We start from the raw sequence: 20,623 nt of genomic DNA on the forward strand, positions 1-20,623 counted from the left end.
GAGAAGGCCGCCGACGACAAGGCCGCCGACGAGAAGGCCGACAAGACGTCGGAGAAGACCACGAAGACCGAGAAGAGGAAGGCCAGCTGATGGTGACCCGTGTCCACCTGGGTGACGAGGACGAGGCGAACGAGCTCGCCAGCAGGATCGATGAGGCCGGTCACGAGGTGGCCGTCATCCAGGAGCGCTTCGCTGGCGAGGACGACGACGAGGAGGTCGAGTTCGTCGTCGCCACCACTGCGCCTCGCAGGGACATTGAAGCCCTCGTCAACGACCCACAGGTCTTCGTCGAAGAGGACTGATCGTGCGCCGGCAATCCGGCGTCGGCTCGGCTCAGGCCTGTGAGCCCTTTGCGGCCAGCCACTGGTCGCCCACGATCTGTTGGGCGTTGATCGCCTCGGTGACATGGGGCGCGGCGAGCTTCTCGATCTGGCCGCCCACGAAGGGGATGTTCACCTTGAGGTTGCCGTCGTACTCGACCAGGGTTCCCTTGCCGCCGGGGTGCATGAACGCACGTCCGGAGCAGTCGACGGGCAGGCCCTTGGCCTCGATCACCAGCGTCCCGTTGCGCGAGCCGTCGGCCGCGGGCTCGTCCCAGGTGACGGTCTGCAGCATCGTCAGCGAACTGCCCGCGAACTTGCCCAGCTGGTCGGGAGCTGGCAGTTCCATCGTGATCCGGATGGTGTTGCCGGCGATATCGATCTGGTGCTCCGTCGCCTTCGAATGGGTCACCATCTCCTCCAGCCACCGGCGGTCGCTCATCATCAGGTAGGTCTGGGCCGGGTCAGCGGCGAAGTCAAGACGCGAGGTGATCTGCATGCCCCCATTCAACCCGATGCCTGGCCCGTCCGGCCCAGCGCGCGACAACTTTCGCCGCGCGCGCAAGCCAGGCCGGGGCTCCCCATCGTCGGGGCCGCTGGCTAGGGTGTTGGTCAGGCGCACCGGCGCGCCTCGAGACGAGCACTCGACGACACAGCTCGACACCATGGAGTGGAACGACACGATGCCTCGCCCAGATCGAGCCCAGTTGTTGGACGACGTGCAGGACCGCCTGACCCGAAGGATTCCGGGGTTGTCACGCCGGCGCCTGCGTCCACTGCTCTCGCGCTGGTTCCGGCACGTGGACGACGAGGACCTCGTCGGGCGTGACCCCGACGTGTTGGCCGAGCGCCTCGGGAACCACCTGGCCCTGGGGCTGCAGCGCCACCGGGGGCAGACCCTCGTGGCGGTCAGCCCTTCCCGATTGGCTGGTGAGCCGACCCTGATCCAGGTCGTCACCGACGACCGTCCCCATGTGGTCGACACGCTCACCCTGACCCTGACCCGCGAGGGCTGGGACGTGCTCGCCGTCCAGCACCCGCAGGTCTCTGCTGCCCGCGACGTGTCCGGACGTCTCATTGGGCTCGCCGAGTCCGGCGAGCAGGCGCTGGACGAGTCGTGGGTCCAGTTCGAGGCCCGCGCCCCGTTGGGTGACTTCGCCGAGCGTCTGGCACCGGGGCTGCGGGACCAACTGGTCGCGGGACTGAATGACCTGGCCCGCGCCGACGATGACACCCCCGCGATGAAGGGGCGCCTGCTGGAGCTTGTCGAGAGCCTGGAGGGCGTAACCAGCAGCGCCGTCGCGCCGACCGAGCGCCAGTCCGCCGTCGAACTCCTGCGCTGGCTCGCCGACGACAACTTCACCTTCCTCGGCTCGCAGGAATACCGGCTGGTTGACGGCGACTACGAAGCCGTCCCGGGCACCGCCCTGGGAATCCTGGGTACCCCTCGGACCGACGAGTTCCACGCCCTGCCGCTGCCCACCTCGCACGAGCTGGTGGTGCTCACCAAGGACAGCCGGCGCTCCACGGTGCGGCGTGCGGCCCTGCTCGACTATGTCGGCGTCCGCCTCCTTGACGACAAGGGCGAGGTGATCGGCGAACAGCGATTCCTCGGCCTGCTGGCCGCTGGCGCCTACACCGAGTCGATCAGCCGCATCCCGACCCTCCTGCACAAGGCCGAGGACGTCGCCGCCCGGTCCGGCTACCAGGTGGGCAGCCACGGTTACCAAGCCATCTGGGCGGTGCTCGAGACCTACCCGCGCGACGAGCTCTTCCACGCCACGGTCGAGGAACTCGCACCGGTCGTCTCCCAGGTCAGCCAGCTCAGCGAGCGCCGCAAGGTGCGTCTGTTCGTGCGTCGTGGCCGGTGGGGGCGTCGCATCTCCTGCCTGGTCTACCTGCCCCGTGACCGGTACAACACCGCCGCCCGCAAGCGGATGGAACAGGTGCTGCTGGAGGCCACGGCGGCGCAGTCGATCGACTATCAGGCCCAGGTCAGCGAGTCGGTGCTGGCCCGGCTCTGGTTCACGCTGCAGTTGGCGCCGGGTTCGGCACCGGTGGACCTCGACGTCGCCGAGCTGGAGGCCCGCCTCACCGAAGCCGCCGAACACTGGGACGACCGGTTCGGCAGCCGCGCCGAGGCACTGGGCAGCGAGCAGCGGGGGATCGAGTTCTCCGACAGCTACAAGGAGGACTTCACCCCCGACCAGGCCATCGCCGACCTGCTCGCGCTCAACGAGATCCGCGAGGCCGACGAGATGCGCTTCGCCCTCTACGCCCCCGACGACCCCGACGACCCATCCGACCTGCGCCTGAAGGTGATGCGGGTGGGGGAGCGGATGGAGCTGTCCGACGTGCTGCCGCACCTGGCCAGCCTCGGCGCGAAGGTGCTTGACGAGCGCCCCTACGAGATCGAACTGCGCGGTTCCGAGGCGCATGTCTACGACTTCGGCCTGCGCCTGCCCGGTGAGCTGTCCCGGTGGACGCCCGAGGCACGCTCGCGCTTCGTGGCGGCTTTCGAAGCCTCCTGGCAGGGGCACACAGAGGTTGACCGGTTGAACGAACTCGTCAGTCGCGCCGACATGACCTGGCCGCAGGTGCAGGTGCTCCGGGCGATCAGCCGCTACCTGCAACAGTTGGGTTCGACCTATTCCCAGCCGTACATCGCCCAGACGATCGTCGCGAACGACGAGCTGGCGAGGGGCCTCGTAGAGCTCTTCGAGACTCGCTTCGACCCGGCCAGTGGCCTGTCGTCCGAGCAGCGGAACCAAGCCGCCACCGAGGCGGTTGGGGCCTTGGCGGCCCAGCTGGACGAGGTGGCCAGCCTCGACCACGACAAGATCCTGCGACAGTTCGTGGCCGTCGTCCAGGCCATCGTCCGCACCAACGCCTACGCCGCCGACCGTCCGGCACTGGCGATGAAGATCCTGCCCCGACTCCTGGACTGGTCGCCGCAGCCGAGGCCGGCCTTCGAGATCTGGGTGCACTCGCCGCGGGTCGAGGGCGTCCACCTGCGTTTCGGATCGGTGGCCCGCGGCGGCCTGCGCTGGTCGGACCGCCCGGAGGACTTCCGCACCGAGGTGCTGGGCCTGGTCAAGGCGCAGATGGTGAAGAACTCGGTGATCGTGCCCGTCGGAGCCAAGGGTGGTTTCTTTGCCCGCCAGCTGCCCAACCCGGCGCACGACCGCGCGGCCTGGCTGGCGGAAGGCACCGCTTGCTACCAGCTGTTCATCGGATCGCTGCTGAGCCTGACCGACAACATCGTCGGCGGGCAGGTCGTGCCGCCAGCCGACGTCGTCCGCCATGACTCGGACGACCCCTACCTGGTCGTCGCAGCGGACAAGGGCACCGCCTCCTTCAGTGACGTCGCCAACCAGATTGCCATCGACCGCGGGTTCTGGCTGGGGGACGCCTTCGCCTCCGGCGGCTCGGTGGGCTATGACCACAAGGCGATGGGCATCACGGCGCGTGGCGCATGGGAGAGCGTCAAGCGACACTTCCGCGAGATGGGAGCCGACTGCCAGACGACCGACTTCACCTGCGTCGGCATCGGCGACATGGCCGGTGACGTCTTCGGCAACGGGATGCTGCTCAGCGAGCACACGCGACTGGTGGCGGCCTTCAACCACATGCACGTCTTCCTGGACCCCGACCCGGACGCGGCGAGCTCCCATGCGGAACGCAAACGTCTGTTCGAGCTGCCGCGCTCCAGCTGGGCCGACTACGACGCGTCCCTGATCAGCGCCGGTGGCGGTGTGTACTCCCGGCAGGCGAAGTCGATCCCGGTCACCCCGCAGGTGCGCGTCGCTCTGGGGCTGGGCGACGAGGTCACCCAGCTGGCGCCGAATGACCTGATCCGCGCGATCCTGATGGCGCCGGTGGACCTGCTCTGGAATGGCGGCATCGGCACCTACGTGAAGGGCGCCGACGAGACCAACGCCGAGGTCGGTGACAAGGCCAACGACGCGCTGCGCGTCAACGGAGGCCAGGTGCGCGCCAGGTGCGCCGGCGAGGGTGGCAACCTGGGCTGGACCCAGCTCGGACGCATCGAGTACGCGCTGGCCGGCGGGCGGATCAACACCGACTTCATAGACAACTCGGCCGGCGTGGACACCTCCGACCACGAGGTCAACATCAAGATCCTGCTGGACGCCGAGGTGGCCGCCGGTCGGCTGACCTCTCGCCAGCGCAATGACCTGCTGCCGCAGATGACCGACGACGTGGCCACCTTGGTGCTGGGCCACAACATCGACCAGAACCTCGCCCTCGCCAATGCCCTGAGCCTGGCCGACCGGATGGCCGGCGTGGACGAGTCGGTGATGGTGGGCCTGGAACAGGCCGGCTACCTCGATCGTGAGCTGGAGAAGCTGCCGAGCAGCCAGGCGATGCGCTCCAGGGTGCTGGAGGGCCGCGGACTGACGGCCCCCGAGCTCGCTGTGCTGTTGTCGTGGACAAAGATCTGGCTCTCGGACCAGGTGCTCGCCTCCGACCTGCCGGATGACCCCTACCTGGCCGAACGCCTCGTCCAGTACTTCCCGCCGCTGCTGCAGGAGCGCTACCGCGACCAGATGCCGAACCACCGCCTGCACCGCGAGATCATCACCACCGTCGCGGTGAACCGCTTCGTCAACTCCCAGGGCATCGTCGCCTGCCACGAGCTGATGGCCGAGACGAACTCGGAGGCGCCGGAGGTGGTGCGGGCCCAGCTGGCTGCCCGTTCCATCCTCGACGCCGGACGATTCGAGGTGAACACGCGGCGCACGGAGCTGGACGCTGCGCAGCAGACCTCGCTGCGGGTGCAACTCAGGGTGCTGGTACAGCGCGTGGCCCGCTGGCTGCTGCACCATGCGTCCGGCCCGATCGACGTGGCTGCGCTGATCGGCGAGTTCCACGACGACGTCCAGGCACTCGCGGCGGTACTGCCCGACCTGCTGCCACCCCGGGCTCGGGGGAACTACGACGCCCGGCTGGGCGGCCACCAGGCGGCCGGTGTGGAAGAACCCCTGGCCAGCATCGCCGCCGGTGCGGCGTGGTCGCACAACCTGCCCGCGGTCATCGCGATCGCCCAGGGCGCGGGCCGTGATCGGGAACTGGTGGCCCGCACCTACTTCCAGCTGGGCGAGCAGCTGGGGCTGGACCGGCTGATGTCGCGGATCGAGGGTCTTCCGCAGGGCAATCGCTGGGAGGCGCTGGCCCGGGCCGCGATCCGCGACGACCTGCTGGAGACCCAGTCCCAGCTGGCCCAGCGGGCACTGGCAGCGGCACCCGATGCCACCACCGCCGAGGCCGTGCTGGCGGCATGGGTGGCTGCGACCCCGGGGCTGGACCGCTCGGTCGAGACCCTGTCGAACCTGTTGGCGGACGAGGCGGACCTGGCACGCACCCAGGTTGGCCTCAGGACTGTGCGCGCTCTCGTGTCGGCACGTCCCAGTTCTGGAAAGATGTGACCATGCGGATCGATCTTCACACCCACTCGGTGGTCAGCGACGGCACCGATACGCCCACCCGCCTCGTGCTCAAGGCGCTCGAGAACGGGTTGGACGTGATCGGGCTCACCGACCACGACACCTTCGACGGCATCCCAGAGGCCGTGGAGGCAGGCAAGCGCGTCGGCGTGACCGTGCTGCCCGGCATCGAGATGTCCACCACGGCGGGGGGCAAGTCCGTCCACCTGCTCGGCTACGGCTGCGACCCCTGGCACCGCCCGCTCATCGAGGAGTTGGCGAAGATCCGGGTCGCGCGCACCGGGCGCCTGCAGGCCTTCGCGGACCGAATGACCGAGCTCGGTATGCCGCTGACCGTCGACGACATCATCACCGCCGCCGGCGCCTCCCCGTCCATCGGCCGCCCGCACGTTGCGGACGCCCTGGTCGCCAAGGGCTACGTCGAGCACCGCGACGAGGCCTTCGACAAGTGGCTGCGGGACGACAAGCCCGGCTATGTCCCGCGCTATGCATGCCCGCTGGAGGACGCGATTGACCTGATCCACGACGCCAAGGGCATCGCGATCCTCGCGCACCCCTGGGGACGCGGCACCGAGGACGTGCTCGACGCCGTCTACATCGAGCAATTGATCCGGGAGCATGAGCTTGAGGGCATCGAGGTGGACCACCCCGACCACACCGCCGACCAGCGCGAGCTTCTGTTCGCAATGGGCGGGCGCCTGGGCCTGATTCGCACCGGCTCGTCGGACTACCACGGCCTGGGCAAGCGCAACAACCCGCTCGGCGCCTGCCTCACCCGCGACACCGCCTACCGCGAGATGGTCCGTCGCATCCGCCTGCGCGGCGGCAACGCCTGAGCCACGCCTGTTTGGCACGCCCCCGTCCCCTGGGGCTCGAGCCCGGGGGACGGCGGGGGTGCGATAGGCTCGGGCCATGAACTTCACGCAGAGCTGGTGGCCGCCGTCCGGGCGGCTCTGATCTCTGCGAAACACCACACAGGGCTGCCGGTGACGGCGGCCCTTGTGCATGTCTGGGGACCGGTTGGCGCCGGCGCGGAACAGGAGAAACCATGACCGACGTCGACCAGGACGACGTTCTCGAGATCGACGAGCTGTCGGGAGACGACCAGGCCTCGCGGGATGCGTCGTTGGACCGCTCGCTGCAGCGCTCGGCCCAGATCGAGGCCGACATTGCCGTCAACCCCGGCAAGTACCGCATCCTCACCGGTGACCGTCCGACCGGACGGCTGCACATCGGGCACTACTTCGGCTCGCTGAGCAACCGGGTTCGCCTGCAGAACCTGGGCGTGAACACGATGTTGGTGGTCGCCGACTACCAGGTGATCTACGACCGCGACGGTGTCGGGCAGCTGCAGGACAATGTGCTGTCCGGCATGGCCGACTACCTGGCCTGCGGCGTTGATCCCGCCCGTTCGACGATCTTCACCCACTCGTCGGTGACGGCGCTGAACCAGTTGCTGCTGCCCTTCTTGAGCCTGGTCACCGTGCCGGAGCTCAACCGCAACCCCACCGTCAAGGACGAGCTGGAGAACAACCCGGGACGTCCGATGTCTGGCCTGATGCTCACCTTCCCGGTGCACCAGGCCGCCGACATCCTGTTCTGCAAGGCGAACCTGGTGCCCGTAGGCAAGGACCAGTTGCCGCACATCGAGATCACCCGCGTCATCGCGCGTCGCTTCGACGAGCGCTACGGCCGCGCGGTGGCCGAGCAGGCGGTCTTCCCGCAGCCGGACGCGTTGATGAGCCCGGCTCCGTCGATCCTGGGCACCGATGGCACCAAGATGAGCAAGTCCAAGGGCAATGTGATCGAGATCGGCATGAGCGCCGACGAGACGGCCAAGTTGCTGAAGCGGGCCAAGACCGACTCCGAGCGTCACATCACCTATGACCCGGTGAACCGTCCCGAGGTGAGCAACCTGGTGTTGCTGGCCGCGCTGGCGACCGGCGGAGACCCCGTCCAGATCGCCGACGAACTGGGCGATGCCGGGGGTGGCGGCCTGAAGAAGCTGGTCACCGAGGCGATCAACGAGCACTTCGCGCCCATTCGCGAGCGTCGGGCCGAGCTCGCCGCGAATCCGGACCACCTGCGCCAGGTGCTGCGCGAGGGCAACGAGAAGGCCAATGCGATCGCCGAGCAGACCCTGGACGAGGTTCGCCAGGCGATGCAGATGAAGTACTGAGCTTTCGAGAACACGAACAGGGGTTGGGGTGCACCGCATTCGGTGCAAACCAACCCCTGTTCGTTGGTGCCCTTGGGATGGGTTCGATCAGCCCTCGGTGGGAGCGCCCGTCTCGGAGGCCTGGGTGGCATCGCCACCCTCACCGCGGCCACGACCGCGTCCACGGGAACGACGACGCGGCTTGCGGGCCTCACCGTCAGCCGCGCCCTGGCCGGGAGCAGCGTCCGGGCCGGTGTTCTGGCCGTTCTCGACGACAGCTGCGCCTTCGGTCAGCACCTCACCATTCTTGGTGCGGCGACGGCTACGGTTGCGGGCCGCACGCGGTTCGCGCGGGCGCTCGGTGCCCTCCTCCTCGCCGTGGTGTGCGTCGCCGTGGTGTGCGTCGCCGTGGTGCGCGTGGCCGCCTCGCGAGGCGTGGCTGCCGCGACGCTCACCGCCACGTCCGTCGCGGTCACGCCCACCGCGGCCACCGCGGTCACGATCACCCCGGCCACCATCGCCATGGTCCCGGGCAGGCCGATCCTTCGGGACCGCACCGGCCAGACGCCCCTTGGTGCCCTCGGGGATCTGCAGGTCGGCGTACAGGTTCGCCGAGGTCGAGTAGGTCTCGACCGGGTCGTCGAAGCTCAGCTCGAGGGCCTTGTTGATGGTCTTCCAGCGCACGACGTCCTGCCAGTCGACCAGGGTCACGGCGACGCCCTTGGCGCCGGCGCGGCCGGTGCGTCCGATCCGGTGGACGTAGGTTTTCGCGTCCTCGGGGCACTCGTGGTTGATGACATGGCTGACGCCGGTGACGTCGATGCCACGGGCGGCGACGTCGGTGGCCACCAGCACCTTCAGCTCGCCGGAACGGAACTTCTTGAGCGCCTTCTCGCGCAGCACCTGCGACAGGTCGCCGTGGATGGCGCCGGCCTCGAAGCCGCGGTCCTCCAACTCGTCGGCCAGACGCTGGCAGGCGCGCTTGGTCTTGCAGAAGACCATCACCTTGTCGACGCCGTCGGACTGCAGGATGCGGGCGATGATCTCGGGCTTGTCGAGGTTGTGCGTCTGGTAGACGAACTGGGTTGTGTCCGGGACCGTTGCCTTGGCGTCATGGCCCTCGGCGCGGACGTTGATGGGCTGGTTCAGGTGCGCACGGGCCATCGCCACGATCGCCGACGGCATGGTGGCCGAGAACATCAGCATCTGGCGGTCGGCCGGGGCCTTGGCGATCAGCCGCTCGACGTCGGGCAGGAAGCCGAGGTCGAGCATCTCGTCCGCCTCGTCCAGCACCAGCACCCGCAGCCAGGACAGGTCCAGCGATCCGCGGTCGGCCAGGTCGAGGAGTCGTCCGGGCGTACCCACGACGATGTCGACGCCCTTGTCGAGGGCCTCCAGCTGGGGCTCATAGCCCACCCCGCCGTAGACCGTGAGTACCCGGGCCTTGCGGATCGTCGAGGCGACCTCGAGGTCCTTCGCGACCTGCAGCGCCAGCTCACGGGTGGGGCACATCACGAGCGCCTGCGGCTTGCCGGGGGGCATCGGCAGCTCGTCGTAGCCCTCGTCGCCCTCCAGCAGCACGCGCTGCAGGATGGAGATGCCGAAGGCCAGCGTCTTGCCGGTTCCGGTGCGGGCCTGGCCGATCAGGTCAGTGCCGAGCACTGCGATCGGGATGGCGAGGGACTGGATGGGGAAGGGGTGGGTGATGCCGACCTGCTCCAGCGCCTGCTGGATCTCGGGGACGACGCCGAGGTCGTCCCAGGTGGTCTCGAACTCGGGGGTGGGCTTGTCGGTCATGACGTCGTCGCCGACCAGGGCCGTCACGGCCTGGTTCTCGACGGTGAAATCGTTGGTCACCAATCAGGGCTTTCTCAAGGGTCCAGTCGTCAGACTGGCGAATGGTCTGCTCGACGAGCGCGACATGGGCCAGCAGCTCGGGCAGGGCATCGCAAGACGCGAGGCCTCACCCATCCTACCGGCTCGCACCGAGTTCTGGCTTGTCCGAAGCGACACGCTCTGAGGGTGCCCTGTGGACGCCTCCGCGCTGACTAGCCTTCGGGTGTGGAACAGATGCATGTGCGAAACGCTGATGTGGACCTGCTCGGAGTGGTGCTGGGGGCGGCCCTGCAGGGGGTCACGGCCAACGGACGCGGTGTGCACGCCGCCCGTCGTACCAACCAGCAGTTGCTGTTCAGCCGTCGCGCTGCCCGCTGTGCGGCGCTCGCCGATCGGGTGGCCGCAGCGCTGCCGCCGGGGACGGATGCCGAACAGGCCACCGCCGCGACCCGCATGGCCCTGGCCGACTTCCAGCAGCATGCGCAGCCAGCCTCATGGCCTGAGGTCTGCGCCCGGGCGGTGCTGCTGGACGGCTTGCTCTGCGACGCCATCGCGAAGCTTCAGCTGGGCGACGACGTCCGCTCGTTGTTGGGCGCCGACCAGGGTCCGGACGCGCGTTCCGTGTTGGCAGGGGCTCTGGACGCCGACCCGAGCTCGCGCGGATCGGTGTCGCTCTACGGGCGTCGGCTGCTGGGTGAGCTGCTCAGCCAGGTGCAGCGCGTCGCGGCGGCCAATCCGGGGCTGGCCTCCCTGCTGACCGGCAAGCCGGAGGGTGAGGACGTCGAGTCCGTCACACAGATGATGGCCGAGCTCGCCACCGCGCACGCGCACCGGATGGCCGAGCTCGGCCTTTGACCTGCTGGGTTTTGTGACGTGGCCGTCAGGCCTCAGAAACCGAAGCCTACCTGGCGGGTGTTCTGCTTGCCCAGGTCGACATAGCCGATCTGGTTGGACGGCACGAGCACCGTGCGCCCCTTGGTGTCGGTGAGGCTCAGCAGTTCGCCGTTGGTGAGCGCGTCGCGGAGACGCTGCTCCACCACCTCCGGGCTCTCGTCGGACTCGAGGCTGACCTCGCGGGGAATGTTGTTGATACCGATCTTGATCTCCACGGGGCCAAAGCTACCCGGCTGTGGAGCAGCAGCGGTCATTCAGTCGTTCGCGCGCCGCAGAACGAGCCGGCTCCAGGAGCCGACGTACAACTCGTCCCCGTCGCCCATCAGTTCCTCGCGCTCCAGCTGGTGTCCTGGAGCCTGCTCGGACGCGCGGCGCAGGATGGTGCCGTTGGCGCTCGACAGGTCGCGGACCCACCAGCCGTCCCCGTACCAGGCGAGCTCCGCCTGGCGACGACTGACCCCCGCGTCACGACCGAGGTCCACCTGCGGTGCCGTCGTGGCGTGTCGGGAGGCGCGACCCACCAGGCAGCGTTGTCCGTCCAGTTCCACGCGCTGGGCGCTGCGGTCGTCGGGGATCTCCAACAGCGCGCCCTGGGCCTCGTGCCAGTCGGCATCGACCTGCACCTCCAGGTACCAGCGCGCCTCAGGCACGGCTCTCCTGCGCGGACGACAGGAAGTCGACGCGGGCCAACGCCACCGCGATGTTGTCCCGTCCGCCCTGCTCGTTGGCCCAGGCCAGCAGGTTCTCCACGGTGCCGGCCGGCTCGGCGGTGAGGTTCGCGTGCAACACGGTGGCCAGGTCGTCCGGCTCGGAGGCGTAGTTCCACAAGCCGTCCGAGCAGACCAGCAACCAGCCGGGCGAGGTGGGCTGGAAGGTCTCCTGGCGGGGGGCGATGTCATTCGCGCCCGGGCCCAGCCAGCGGGTGATCGCGTGCGAATGGATGCCCTTCTCGGCGTCCTCGCGGCTCATCCCCTGCTCAACAGCCACCTGGGCCATCGAGTCGTCCGTGGTCAGACGGAGGTTGGCGCCGTCGCTCCCGAACCAGTAGGCGCGGCAGTCGCCGACATTGCCCACGATGACCTTCGAGTGGTTCCACACTGCGGCTATCAGGGTGCAGGAACCCGGCTCGGGACCGGGTGAGGGGGCTTGCAGCGCGGCCTCGTTGGCCAGTTCGAAGGCGGAGGTCAGCGCGACCGTGAGGGCGTCGTCCTCGGGTTCGCCAGCGAGGGCCTCCACCAGCCGGGCGGAGGCTGCGCGGGTGGCTGCCAGGGCCGCCTGCTCTGCCCCCAGGGAGGTGGACACGCCGTCGCTGACCACCAGCACGGCCACCTGGCCGTCGGCGGTGTCGCGGCCCGCGATGCTCAGGGCGTCCTGGTTGGTCTCGTGGCGCAGGCCCTTGTCGCTGCCTCCGGCCAGCCAGGGCAGCGGTTGCATGACGTAGTGGTCACGGGCGCCGGCCTCACTGGGCAGCTGCGTGTCGGACTGCTGCCTCAGGTCGCGCGTGGGCTCGTCCGATTCGCTCATGGGTGTGATCTCACCACGTCAGGTTCACGTGCCTCAAGCCGGGGGCTGCGGCAACTCGCCCGCGGTGGCCGGGTCGAGCAGGTCCGCCCAGGGGTCTGCGTCGGCCTCGAGTCGGGCCAAGACGGTGGCGGAGTCGAACCGCAGGGCGTCCGGCTCGTCCACCGCGGCGACCTCCTCCCAGGTCAACGGTGTCGACACCGAGGCGAAGTCCTTGCCCCGCAACGACCACGGCGCGATCGTGTTGCGGTCGGCACGGTTCTGCAGCGCGTCGACGTAGATCCGTCCGGCGCGCGCGTCCTTGGCCATGGTGGTGACGAAGCGGTCCGGGTGCTGCGTCGCGACCCGCTTGCCGAGGGCGGAGACATAGGCCAGCACGTCACGCCAACGCGCGGGATGGATGGGTGCGAACAGCTGCAGTCCCTTGGACCCGGAGGTCTTGACGAAGGGGATCAACCCGTCCTGGGCCAGCGCGGTGGCGAAGATCATCGCGGCCTGCGCCGACTCGACCATGGTGATGCCGGGGCCGGGATCGAGGTCGACGACCACCCGGTCACAGCGCACCTGCTCGGGGTCCTCGATGCTGATCGGCTCGTCCGGGGTGGGACGGTGACCGTCGACGAGGCAGTCCTGGGCGCGCCACTGCGGGGTGTGCAGTTCCAACGCGGCCAGGTTGGAGAACCAGACCAGGGTGGCCGGGGAGTCGGCGACGACATAGCTGATGGTGGAGTCCGAGGCGAGCACCTCCTGGGTGGTGACCCACTCGGGGGCGCCAGCCGGGATGTTCTTCTCGTAGAAGGAGGCCTGAGCGGTGCCATTGGGGAAACGCAACCGGGTGATGCAACGTCCCTGGAGATGGGGCAGCATGACCGGTGCCACGCGCAGGTAGTGGTCGACCACCTCAGCCTTGCTGAATCCGCTGGGGAACAGCACCTTGTCGAGGTTCGTCAGGGTGAGCGGACGTCCGTCCACCTCGGTGCGCAGCTCGCTGTCGGGCATGCCGCGATCGTAACCGGACCAACCCATTCGAACCCTCCTCCGCCGGGCCGGGGTGCCGGTGCAGGAAACTGTCGGTGGGCTCTGGTTGCATGGCATCCGTGACACAGACCCGCTACATCCTCGGTCCCACCGCCAGCGAACAGGTGGCGCTTCCGGTGCTGGACGATGCCCAGGCCAGCGTGGTCCAGCACCGGGGCGGCCCGCTGCTGGTGGTGGGTGGTCCGGGGACGGGCAAGACGACGGTGCTGGTGGAGTCCGTGGCCAGCCGCGTGGGCGCGGACGGCGATCTGTCGGGCCATCTCGTGCTGACCTGGTCGCGGCCGGCCGCGCAGGCCCTGCGGCAGCGGCTGGTGGCACGGGTCGGACGCTCCCAGCTGGCGCCAAAGGTGATGACCGTCCACGGCTTCTGCCACTCCCTGGTGCGCCGCTTCGGGCTGGAGCCCGACGAGTCGGGCGTCGTGGGACAGGTGAAGCTGCTCACCGCCCCGGAACAGGAGTTCCGGGTGCGCGAGCTGTTGGGGGGCCACGACACCTCCGCGTGGCCCACCGACCTGCTGAATGCGGTCGGAACCAGGGCCTTCGCCGGGGAGGTGCGGGCCGTTCTGGCGCGCACCCGCCAGCTGGGGATGGACCCGGCTGAGGTGGTCGACGCGGGGCAGCGCGCTGGACGTCCCGAATGGCAGGCGATCGGTGACTTCTTCGACGACTACCTGGACGTGCTGGATGCCGAACAGGCACTCGACTACGCCGAACTCGTGCACCGTTGCCGGTTGTTGCTGCTGGACGAGACGGTCCGGGCGACCCTGCAACGCGAGCTGGTCGACGTGCACGTGGACGAGTTTGCCGAGTGCGATGCCTCCCAGGTGGCTCTCCTGGGTGACGTGGCCGAACTGGGCCTGGACGTCGTGGCCTTCGGCGACCCGACCACCGCCGTCTTCGGCTTCCGGGGTGCCGACAAGCGCGCAATCCTCGACTTCGATCGGGTCGTCGCCCGCACAGGACGTCCCTCGACGCGCATCGACCTGCTCGTCAATCATCGCGCCGAAGCCGACCTGGTACGCGCCTGCTCGGTGGTGCAGCTCCGACTTCCTGCCCAGGGCGCCGCCCCCGCCCCGGTGGCGCGGCCCGGTGTCGGCCGCGGACGAGTGCGTGCGGTGGTCTACGAATCGCCCGGTGCGCAGGTCGAGCACGTCGCCGAACTGTTGCGTCACGCCCACCTCGAGAAGGGCATGGGCTGGCACGAGATGGCGGTGCTCACACGATCGGGCCGGGGTGACCTGCCCGGGTTGACGCGTGCATTGTCAGCGGCCGGGGTGCCGGTGGAGGTGGCCGGTGACGACATCGCGCTCGCCGAGGAGATCGCCGTGCGTCCGATGCTGCTGGCACTCGAACTGGCCCTGGAGCTGTCGCGTGGAGTCGAGGAGTTCGATCCCGACCAGGTCGCGCGTCTGCTGCGCTCGCCCCTGGGTGGTCTGGACTCGCTGGAGCTACGCCGGCTGGGGCGGCTGCTGCGGGTGGTCACGGCAGCCGAGGGCGAAATCCCGCAGCCGTCCGGGGTGTTGGTGGCAGCGTTGGTCCGCCAACCTGCTCGCGCCGCCCTGTTGGCGGACGAGCAGGGGGCGCTGCCGATGGAGGCGCTGGCTGCGGTAAAGCTGGGAGAGCTGCTGGCAGCGGTCGCCGGACGCATCGTTAGAGGTGCCGCCGTACCGGCCGTGTTGTGGGAGTTGTGGCAGGGGACTGGCTGGCGGGAGCGGCTGCTGGCCGATGCCCTGCGCGGCGGGTCCGGCGCGCAGCGCGCCCACCGCGACGCAGATGCCGTCTGCGCCCTGTTCGACCTGGCCGCCCGGGAGCAGGACCTGGTGGGCGACAAGGGCGTCCGGGCGTTGCTGGCCGAGGTGCAGGGGCAGGCGATCCCCGAGGACACGGCCCGGGAGTCCGACCTGCGCGACCGCGGGGTCCGGCTGGTGACAGCGCACCGCGTCAAGGGTGAGCAGTGGCGGCTGGTCGTCGTGGTCGGCGTGCAGGAGGGCCTGTGGCCCAACCTCGCCCGCCGCGGCACTCTCCTGGAACCGGATCGGCTGAGCCGCGATGGCGTGCTGCCGAGCGCCCCCACCTCCGAGGTGTTGGCCGACGAGCGGCGGCTGTTCCTGCTGGCCTGTTCGCGGGCCACCGAGACGCTCGTGGTGACGTCCGTCAGCGGTGCCGAGGGTGAGGGGGACCAGCCCTCGCGCTTCCTGGCCGAACTGGGCGTGCCCGTGGAGGAGGAAATGGGGCGCGCCAGGCGTCCGATGACCATCCCGGCGCTGGTGGCCGAACTTCGCCGGGCCGCTACCGACCCGGCGTCGCCACCGGCGCTTCGGGAGGCAGCGGCCGCCCGGCTGGCCCGGCTGGCCGATGCCCGCGGTGCCGACGGCCAGCGGCTCGCCCCCATGGCCGAACCCGGGTCGTGGTGGGGCGTGCTCGACCACACCGCCGCCGACGTAAACCTGACCGAACCGGGGGCGCCCATCATCTTGCAGAGCTCCCAGGTGGAGAGCCTGCTCGACTGTCCGAGGCAGTGGTTCCTCTCGCGCCAGGCCAGGGCCGAGGCGGGGCGCAGCTCGGCGGCCAACCTCGGCACGGTGGTCCACGTGCTGGCGCAGCACGCGCTGGCCGACGAGATCGACCCGGACGAACTGGCTGGCCGCCTCGACGAGGTCTGGGACCGGATCGACTTCGATGCCGACTGGCTCAGCTCGTCCGAACGCGCGGAGGCGGAGGCGGCGCTCGAACGCTTCGGGGCCTGGACCGAGGCGATGGATTCCCGCGAGGTGCTCGGCGTGGAGGTCGCCTTCCGCACCACCGTCGACCTGGGCGATGAGAGGGTGGTGGTGACCGGTTCGGTCGACCGGTTGGAACGAGACGCCCAGGGCCGCATTCGGGTCGTCGACTTCAAGACCGGACGACGGGTACCGACCGCAGATTCGGTGCGGGCCAACGACCAGATCGGCATCTACCAGCTCGCCGCCCAGCAGGGCGCCTTCGATGACCTCGCCCCGGGGGAGCGGCGGGTCGGCGGAGCCGAGCTGGTCTACCTGCGCAAGCAGGACGGGCAACAACCCTGGCCCAAGGTGCTGGGGCAGCCGTCCTTGGACGAAGCACCGACACTGGCGAGCGAGGCCGACGACGAGGGACTGCCCACGTGGGTGCACCGCCGCCTGGCGCGAGCAGCCCGGATCGTCCGCTCGGAGGACTTCGCCGCCACCACCTGTGACCGGTGCAAGTTCTGTGCCTTCGAACTGGGCTGCCCGGCCCGTGCCAACGCCCCGGAGGTGGCGCGATGAGGACGACCGACGAGCTCTGCGCAGCCCTCAAGATCCCCTTCAGCGACGAACAGCTGGCAGCGATCACCGCGCCATTGGAGCCATCGGTCGTGATCGCCGGTGCCGGCTCGGGCAAGACCACCGTCATGGCGGCTCGGGTGGTCTGGCTGGTTGGCACCGGCCAGGTCACGCCGCAGCAGGTGCTCGGGCTGACCTTCACCCGCAAGGCCGCCGCCGAACTGGGCGGTCGGGTCCGTTCGGCCCTGCTCGCGGCGGGCCTGGCGCAGCTTGACGGGGCGGACGAGGAGGGGGAGGAGGTCATCATGACCTACGACTCCTTCGCCGCCCGGCTGGTCAGCGAGCACGGCCTACGGATTGGTGTCGAGACCGATCCGATGATGCTCACCGGCGCCTCCCGCTTCCGGCTCGCGGCACGCGTGGTGGGCAGCGCGAAGGGTCCTTTCGAACACCTCTCGCGGCTGCGTCCCGCGTCGGTGACCACCAGGGTGCTGCAGCTCGACGCGGAGCTCAGCTCCCATCTCGTCAGCCGCGGCCAGGTGGAGGCCCATGGGGCGGAGACCCTGCGCGCCCTGGCGGAGGCGCCCCTGAACAACCGGCGCAATCCCTATGCAGCGATCACCGGTGCGCAAGCGGCGGTGAACGAGCGTCTCGAACTGCTGGAACTGGTCGATGGCTACCGCGAGCTGAAACGGGAACTGGGGCTGGTCGAGTTCGCCGACCAGATGGCCGTCGCAGCGCGGTTGGTCCAGCAGGTGCCAGCCGTGTCGGCCGCGATGCGGGAGCGCTTTCGCGTCGTGCTCCTCGACGAGTACCAGGACACGTCGTCCGCCCAGGCGCAGTTGTTGCGCGGGCTGTTCAGCGGCCCTGATGTCGCGTGCGGCATGGGCCATCCGGTCACGGCGGTGGGCGACCCCTTCCAAGCCATCTATGGGTGGCGTGGCGCCGCGGCGTCCAACATCCTGCAGTTCGGGGACGACTTTCCCCGTGTGGACGGCAGTCCCGCGGCCGGGTACTCGCTCAGCGTCAACCGTCGCTCGGGCCAGCGGATCCTTGATGTGGCGAACGACCTGGCCACCCCGCTGCGGGCCGACCCACTGCTGGTTCGCGCCAACCATGAGGCGATCGAGCTGGTCGCCCCGGCCGACAATCCCGGCGGCCAGGTCTGCGTCGGGAGCTTCGAGACCTGGTCCGAGGAAGTCGAATGGCTCGCCGACCAAGTCGTCGCCGAAGGCCTGGCCCACCGCAACCCCCGCGGCGAGGCCGACTGGGCCCGCGTCGCGGTGCTGGTGCGCCGCAATGCCGACATCGGGGCCGTCTACCAGTCGCTGGGCGCGCGCGACGTGCCGTGCGAGATCGTGGGTCTGGGCGGGCTGTTGCGGCTGCCGGAGGTCGGCGACGTCGTCGCGATGCTGACGATCATCGACGACGTGACCGCCAACCCCGAGGTCGTCCGGCTGCTGTCCGGCACTCGCTGGCGGATCGGGCCGCGCGACCTGGCCCTGCTTGGCCGACGAGCCGTCCATCTGGCCCAAGAGGGCAGCCCGGAGCGGGCAGCCGACCTCGACCTGTCCGCCGATCTGGACCGGGCCACCACCGGGCTGGACCCCTCTGAGGTGGTCAGCCTGCTGGACGCGGTGGAGAGTCCGGGGGAGCTGCCCTACAGCGATCAGGCTCGTGAACGCTTCGCATGGTTCGCGGAGGAACTGCGTCGGTTGCGCCAGCACGCCGCCGAACCGGTCACCGAACTGCTGCGCCGGGTGGTTGCGACCCTCGGGCTGGAGGTGGAACTCTCGGCGACCACCGAGCTGCACGCCTCCAACCGGCGTGCCCAGCTGGCGACCTTCGTGGATGCCGTGGCGGGCTATGTGGACGTTGACGGCGATGCCTCCCTGTCGGGCCTGCTCGCCTGGTTGGCCGCCGAACTGGAGTACGGCGCTGGCCTGGACCAGGCCACCCCCAGTGACCGGAACTCCGTGAAACTGATGACCGTGCATCGCGCCAAGGGTCTGGAGTGGGACGTGGTGTTCCTGCCGGCTTTGGTGCACGGCACCTTCCCCAGCGACCGCGTCACGGACAACTGGTTGAAGGCGCCCGGTGTGCTGCCGGCCGACCTGCGCGGGGACGCCGACTCGGTGCCGCAGCTGGTGGAGGTCACCAATGCCGCCTTCACCGAGTACGGCGAGGAACTGAAACAGGCCCAGCTGCACGCCGAGGACCGGTTGGCCTATGTCGCCGTCACGCGCGCCCGGCAGCGGCTGGTGGCGACCGCACACACCTGGCGCTCCGGGCTGTCCCGCCCCCGCAAGGTGAGTCCCTACTGGCAGGCGGTCGCCGTCGAGGCCGAACGACAGGGCCAGGTGCTCGCGGTGGCCCCGCCACCGTCGGAGGAGAACCCTGCGGTTCCCGTCTCGCACCCGGTGCCATGGCCCGTCCCGTCGGACTCGGAAGCGCACGGACGGCGACTGCTCGCGGCCGAGCTGGTCGAGCGGGCCCGCACCCGCTTTGCCTCCACCGGCGACTACGCGTCCGATGACGACCTGATGCTGGACCACGTGGCAACCGTGGCCCAGTGGGACGCGGAGATCGACCAGCTGCTGACCGAGGCCACAGCGGGCGACGCGGAGACGGTCATGGTCCCGATGCCGACCTCATTGTCGGCATCCGCCTTGATGGCGGCCCGCCGTGACCCGGACGGATTTGCGACGCGCCTGGTGCGGCCGATGCCGCGTCCGGTCAGCCAAGCCGCCACCTTGGGCACCCGCTTCCACGAGTGGGTGGAACGCCGCTTTGGGGTGGCGACCCTCGTCGACCCGGACGACTGGCCCGAGACGGAGGTGACCACCTCCGACCAAGCTCTGGCCCGGCTGGTGGCGGCCTTCGAGTCTGGCCCCTACGCCGACCGGGTTCCGGTGGCCGTGGAGGCCCCCTTCGTGCTGGTGCTGGGGAGCACGCAGGTCCGGGGTCGGATCGATGCCGTCTACCGCCTCGACGGCAGCGATGGTTTCGACTACCAGGTAGTGGACTGGAAGACATCCTCGCTGCCTGCCGACCCGCTGCAGCTCGCGATCTACCGGCTGGCCTGGGCGCAGGCCAGCGGGGTTGCCCCGGAGCGGGTGGACGCGGTCTTCCTGCACGTGCTCACCGGTGAGGTGGAACGTCCCGAACACTTCGCAGACCTGGCAGAACTGACGACCTTGGCGGGCGGGTAGTTTCGAGCACGTGCAGACGCCCTGGACCCTGACTCCTTTCCTCGACCGCGCCGGCGAGACCCGACATGACCCGGCCACCGTGGAGTCGTGGTGGTCCGAGCCCGGCACACGCGAGGTCGTCGTCGATGGCTCTGGCGGTTTTGCCGTGCCGCTGGGGCGACCCACCGACGGCCAGCTGGACCCTCAACGGCACGTCCTGCTCGGGCGTGACACCGAGGGCGTTGCCTGGTTCTCGAGTCGCGGGGAGGTGGCCGACCCACGCTCGCTCCGCGACGCGCCCGACGATCCCGGCCTGCACGAGGTGGCCACCGCTGCCGTTGCGATCCTCGCCTGGCATAACGCGGCCCGCCACTGCGAGCGCTGTGGCGCCCCGACGACCATGGCGACCGGCGGTTTCCACCGTACCTGTACCGGCTGCGGCCGTGATGTCTTTCCTCGGCACGACCCGGCGATGATCGTCGCCGTCCTCGATGCGGACGACCGACTGCTGCTCGCCCATCAGGCCAGCTGGGGGCCAGGACGGGTGTCGGTGCTTGCCGGTTTCCTCGAGTCGGGGGAGAGCGCCGAGCACGCCGTCGTACGGGAGGTCGCCGAGGAGGTGCAGGTGACCATCAGCGCGGCGCGCTATGTGGCCAGCCAGGCGTGGCCCTTCCCGAGGTCACTGATGCTGGGCTTCGTGGCCCGCGGCCAGGGTGAGCCGGTGGCCGACGGCGTCGAGATCGAGTGGGCCCACTGGTACCGCCGCGCTGAGTTCACCGCGGCCGTCGCGGACGGCAGCATCACCCACCCGCCGAACAACTCGATTGCCTCGCGCCTGATCGGCCTGTGGCTGGATGGCTCCCTGCCCGATCCGGACGACAACCCGCTGCTCGCCTGAGGCCCGCCACATCCCGTTCGA

General features: G+C 69.7%; 13 protein-coding genes and 1 pseudogene. 8 read left to right on the forward strand and 6 right to left on the reverse strand.

Annotated elements, in window-relative coordinates; genetic code table 11:
* Nucleotides 1-89: 89 nt before the first annotated feature.
* Nucleotides 90-302 carry a hypothetical protein gene (locus ABD089_RS09205; RefSeq protein WP_343886044.1) on the forward strand — a complete coding sequence of 71 codons (213 nt, stop codon included), beginning with the start codon at nucleotides 90-92 and terminating at the stop codon, nucleotides 300-302.
* Between the two features lie 31 nt (nucleotides 303-333).
* Here the strand turns inward: ABD089_RS09205 and ABD089_RS09210 are convergent, their stop codons facing one another.
* A complete protein-coding gene (locus ABD089_RS09210) occupies nucleotides 334-819 on the reverse strand; it encodes a DUF2505 domain-containing protein (RefSeq protein WP_343886045.1) in 486 nt (161 codons plus the stop codon).
* 184 nt (nucleotides 820-1,003) lie between these two features.
* On the opposite strand from ABD089_RS09210, the gene ABD089_RS09215 reads away from it, so the two are divergent.
* The 3 genes from ABD089_RS09215 (at nucleotide 1,004) to trpS (ending at nucleotide 7,964) form a co-directional block, all read left to right on the forward strand.
* A complete protein-coding gene (locus ABD089_RS09215) occupies nucleotides 1,004-5,767 on the forward strand; it encodes an NAD-glutamate dehydrogenase (protein WP_343886046.1) in 4,764 nt (1,587 codons plus the stop codon).
* Between the two features lie 2 nt (nucleotides 5,768-5,769).
* On the forward strand, nucleotides 5,770-6,621 hold the full coding sequence (locus ABD089_RS09220) for a PHP domain-containing protein (protein ID WP_343886048.1): 852 nt from the start codon (nucleotides 5,770-5,772) through the stop codon (nucleotides 6,619-6,621).
* Nucleotides 6,622-6,833: 212 nt separating this feature from the next.
* Nucleotides 6,834-7,964, forward strand: a complete 1,131-nt coding sequence (gene trpS, locus ABD089_RS09225; protein ID WP_343886050.1) for a tryptophan--tRNA ligase — start codon at nucleotides 6,834-6,836, stop codon at nucleotides 7,962-7,964.
* A gap of 87 nt (nucleotides 7,965-8,051) precedes the next feature.
* On the opposite strand, the pseudogene ABD089_RS09230 reads toward trpS, so the two are convergent.
* Nucleotides 8,052-9,807 (reverse strand): annotated as a pseudogene (locus ABD089_RS09230) (DEAD/DEAH box helicase).
* A 206-nt stretch (nucleotides 9,808-10,013) separates the two neighbouring features.
* Here ABD089_RS09230 and ABD089_RS09235 point away from each other — a divergent pair.
* A complete protein-coding gene (locus ABD089_RS09235; RefSeq protein ID WP_343886073.1) occupies nucleotides 10,014-10,634 on the forward strand; it encodes a ferritin-like fold-containing protein in 621 nt (206 codons plus the stop codon).
* Nucleotides 10,635-10,666: 32 nt separating this feature from the next.
* Here ABD089_RS09235 and ABD089_RS09240 read toward each other — a convergent pair whose 3' ends face one another.
* The 4 genes from ABD089_RS09240 to ligD are packed head-to-tail and all read right to left on the reverse strand — an operon-like array spanning nucleotide 10,667 to nucleotide 13,193.
* Nucleotides 10,667-10,888, reverse strand: a complete 222-nt coding sequence (locus ABD089_RS09240) for a DUF3107 domain-containing protein (protein WP_343886051.1) — start codon at nucleotides 10,886-10,888, stop codon at nucleotides 10,667-10,669.
* Between the two features lie 39 nt (nucleotides 10,889-10,927).
* Nucleotides 10,928-11,323, reverse strand: coding sequence for an FHA domain-containing protein (locus ABD089_RS09245; protein ID WP_343886052.1), 396 nt, complete (start codon nucleotides 11,321-11,323; stop codon nucleotides 10,928-10,930).
* Complete coding sequence (locus ABD089_RS09250; RefSeq protein ID WP_343886053.1) at nucleotides 11,316-12,197, reverse strand: PP2C family protein-serine/threonine phosphatase; 882 nt, start codon at nucleotides 12,195-12,197, stop codon at nucleotides 11,316-11,318. Before ABD089_RS09250 ends, ABD089_RS09245 begins: the two co-directional genes overlap by 8 nt.
* A gap of 33 nt (nucleotides 12,198-12,230) precedes the next feature.
* Nucleotides 12,231-13,193 (reverse strand): non-homologous end-joining DNA ligase, encoded by a 963-nt coding sequence (ligD, locus tag ABD089_RS09255; protein WP_343886054.1) that lies wholly within the window; start codon nucleotides 13,191-13,193, stop codon nucleotides 12,231-12,233.
* A gap of 98 nt (nucleotides 13,194-13,291) precedes the next feature.
* Between ligD and ABD089_RS09260 the strand changes: the two genes are divergently transcribed.
* Genes ABD089_RS09260 through nudC form a run of 3 tightly spaced genes read left to right on the forward strand, consistent with a single transcriptional unit; the run spans nucleotide 13,292 to nucleotide 20,602 of the window.
* Nucleotides 13,292-16,516, forward strand: a complete 3,225-nt coding sequence (locus ABD089_RS09260; RefSeq protein WP_343886055.1) for an ATP-dependent helicase — start codon at nucleotides 13,292-13,294, stop codon at nucleotides 16,514-16,516.
* Nucleotides 16,513-19,725 carry an ATP-dependent helicase gene (locus ABD089_RS09265; RefSeq protein WP_343886056.1) on the forward strand — a complete coding sequence of 1,071 codons (3,213 nt, stop codon included), beginning with the start codon at nucleotides 16,513-16,515 and terminating at the stop codon, nucleotides 19,723-19,725. The genes ABD089_RS09260 and ABD089_RS09265 overlap by 4 nt, the downstream gene beginning before the upstream one ends.
* Nucleotides 19,726-19,735: 10 nt before the next feature.
* Nucleotides 19,736-20,602, forward strand: coding sequence for an NAD(+) diphosphatase (nudC, locus tag ABD089_RS09270; protein WP_343886057.1), 867 nt, complete (start codon nucleotides 19,736-19,738; stop codon nucleotides 20,600-20,602).
* The last annotated feature ends 21 nt before the right edge of the window (nucleotides 20,603-20,623 follow it).

It is taken from the genome of Luteococcus sanguinis (genome assembly GCF_039527675.1).
GTDB lineage: Bacteria > Actinomycetota > Actinomycetes > Propionibacteriales > Propionibacteriaceae > Luteococcus > Luteococcus sanguinis.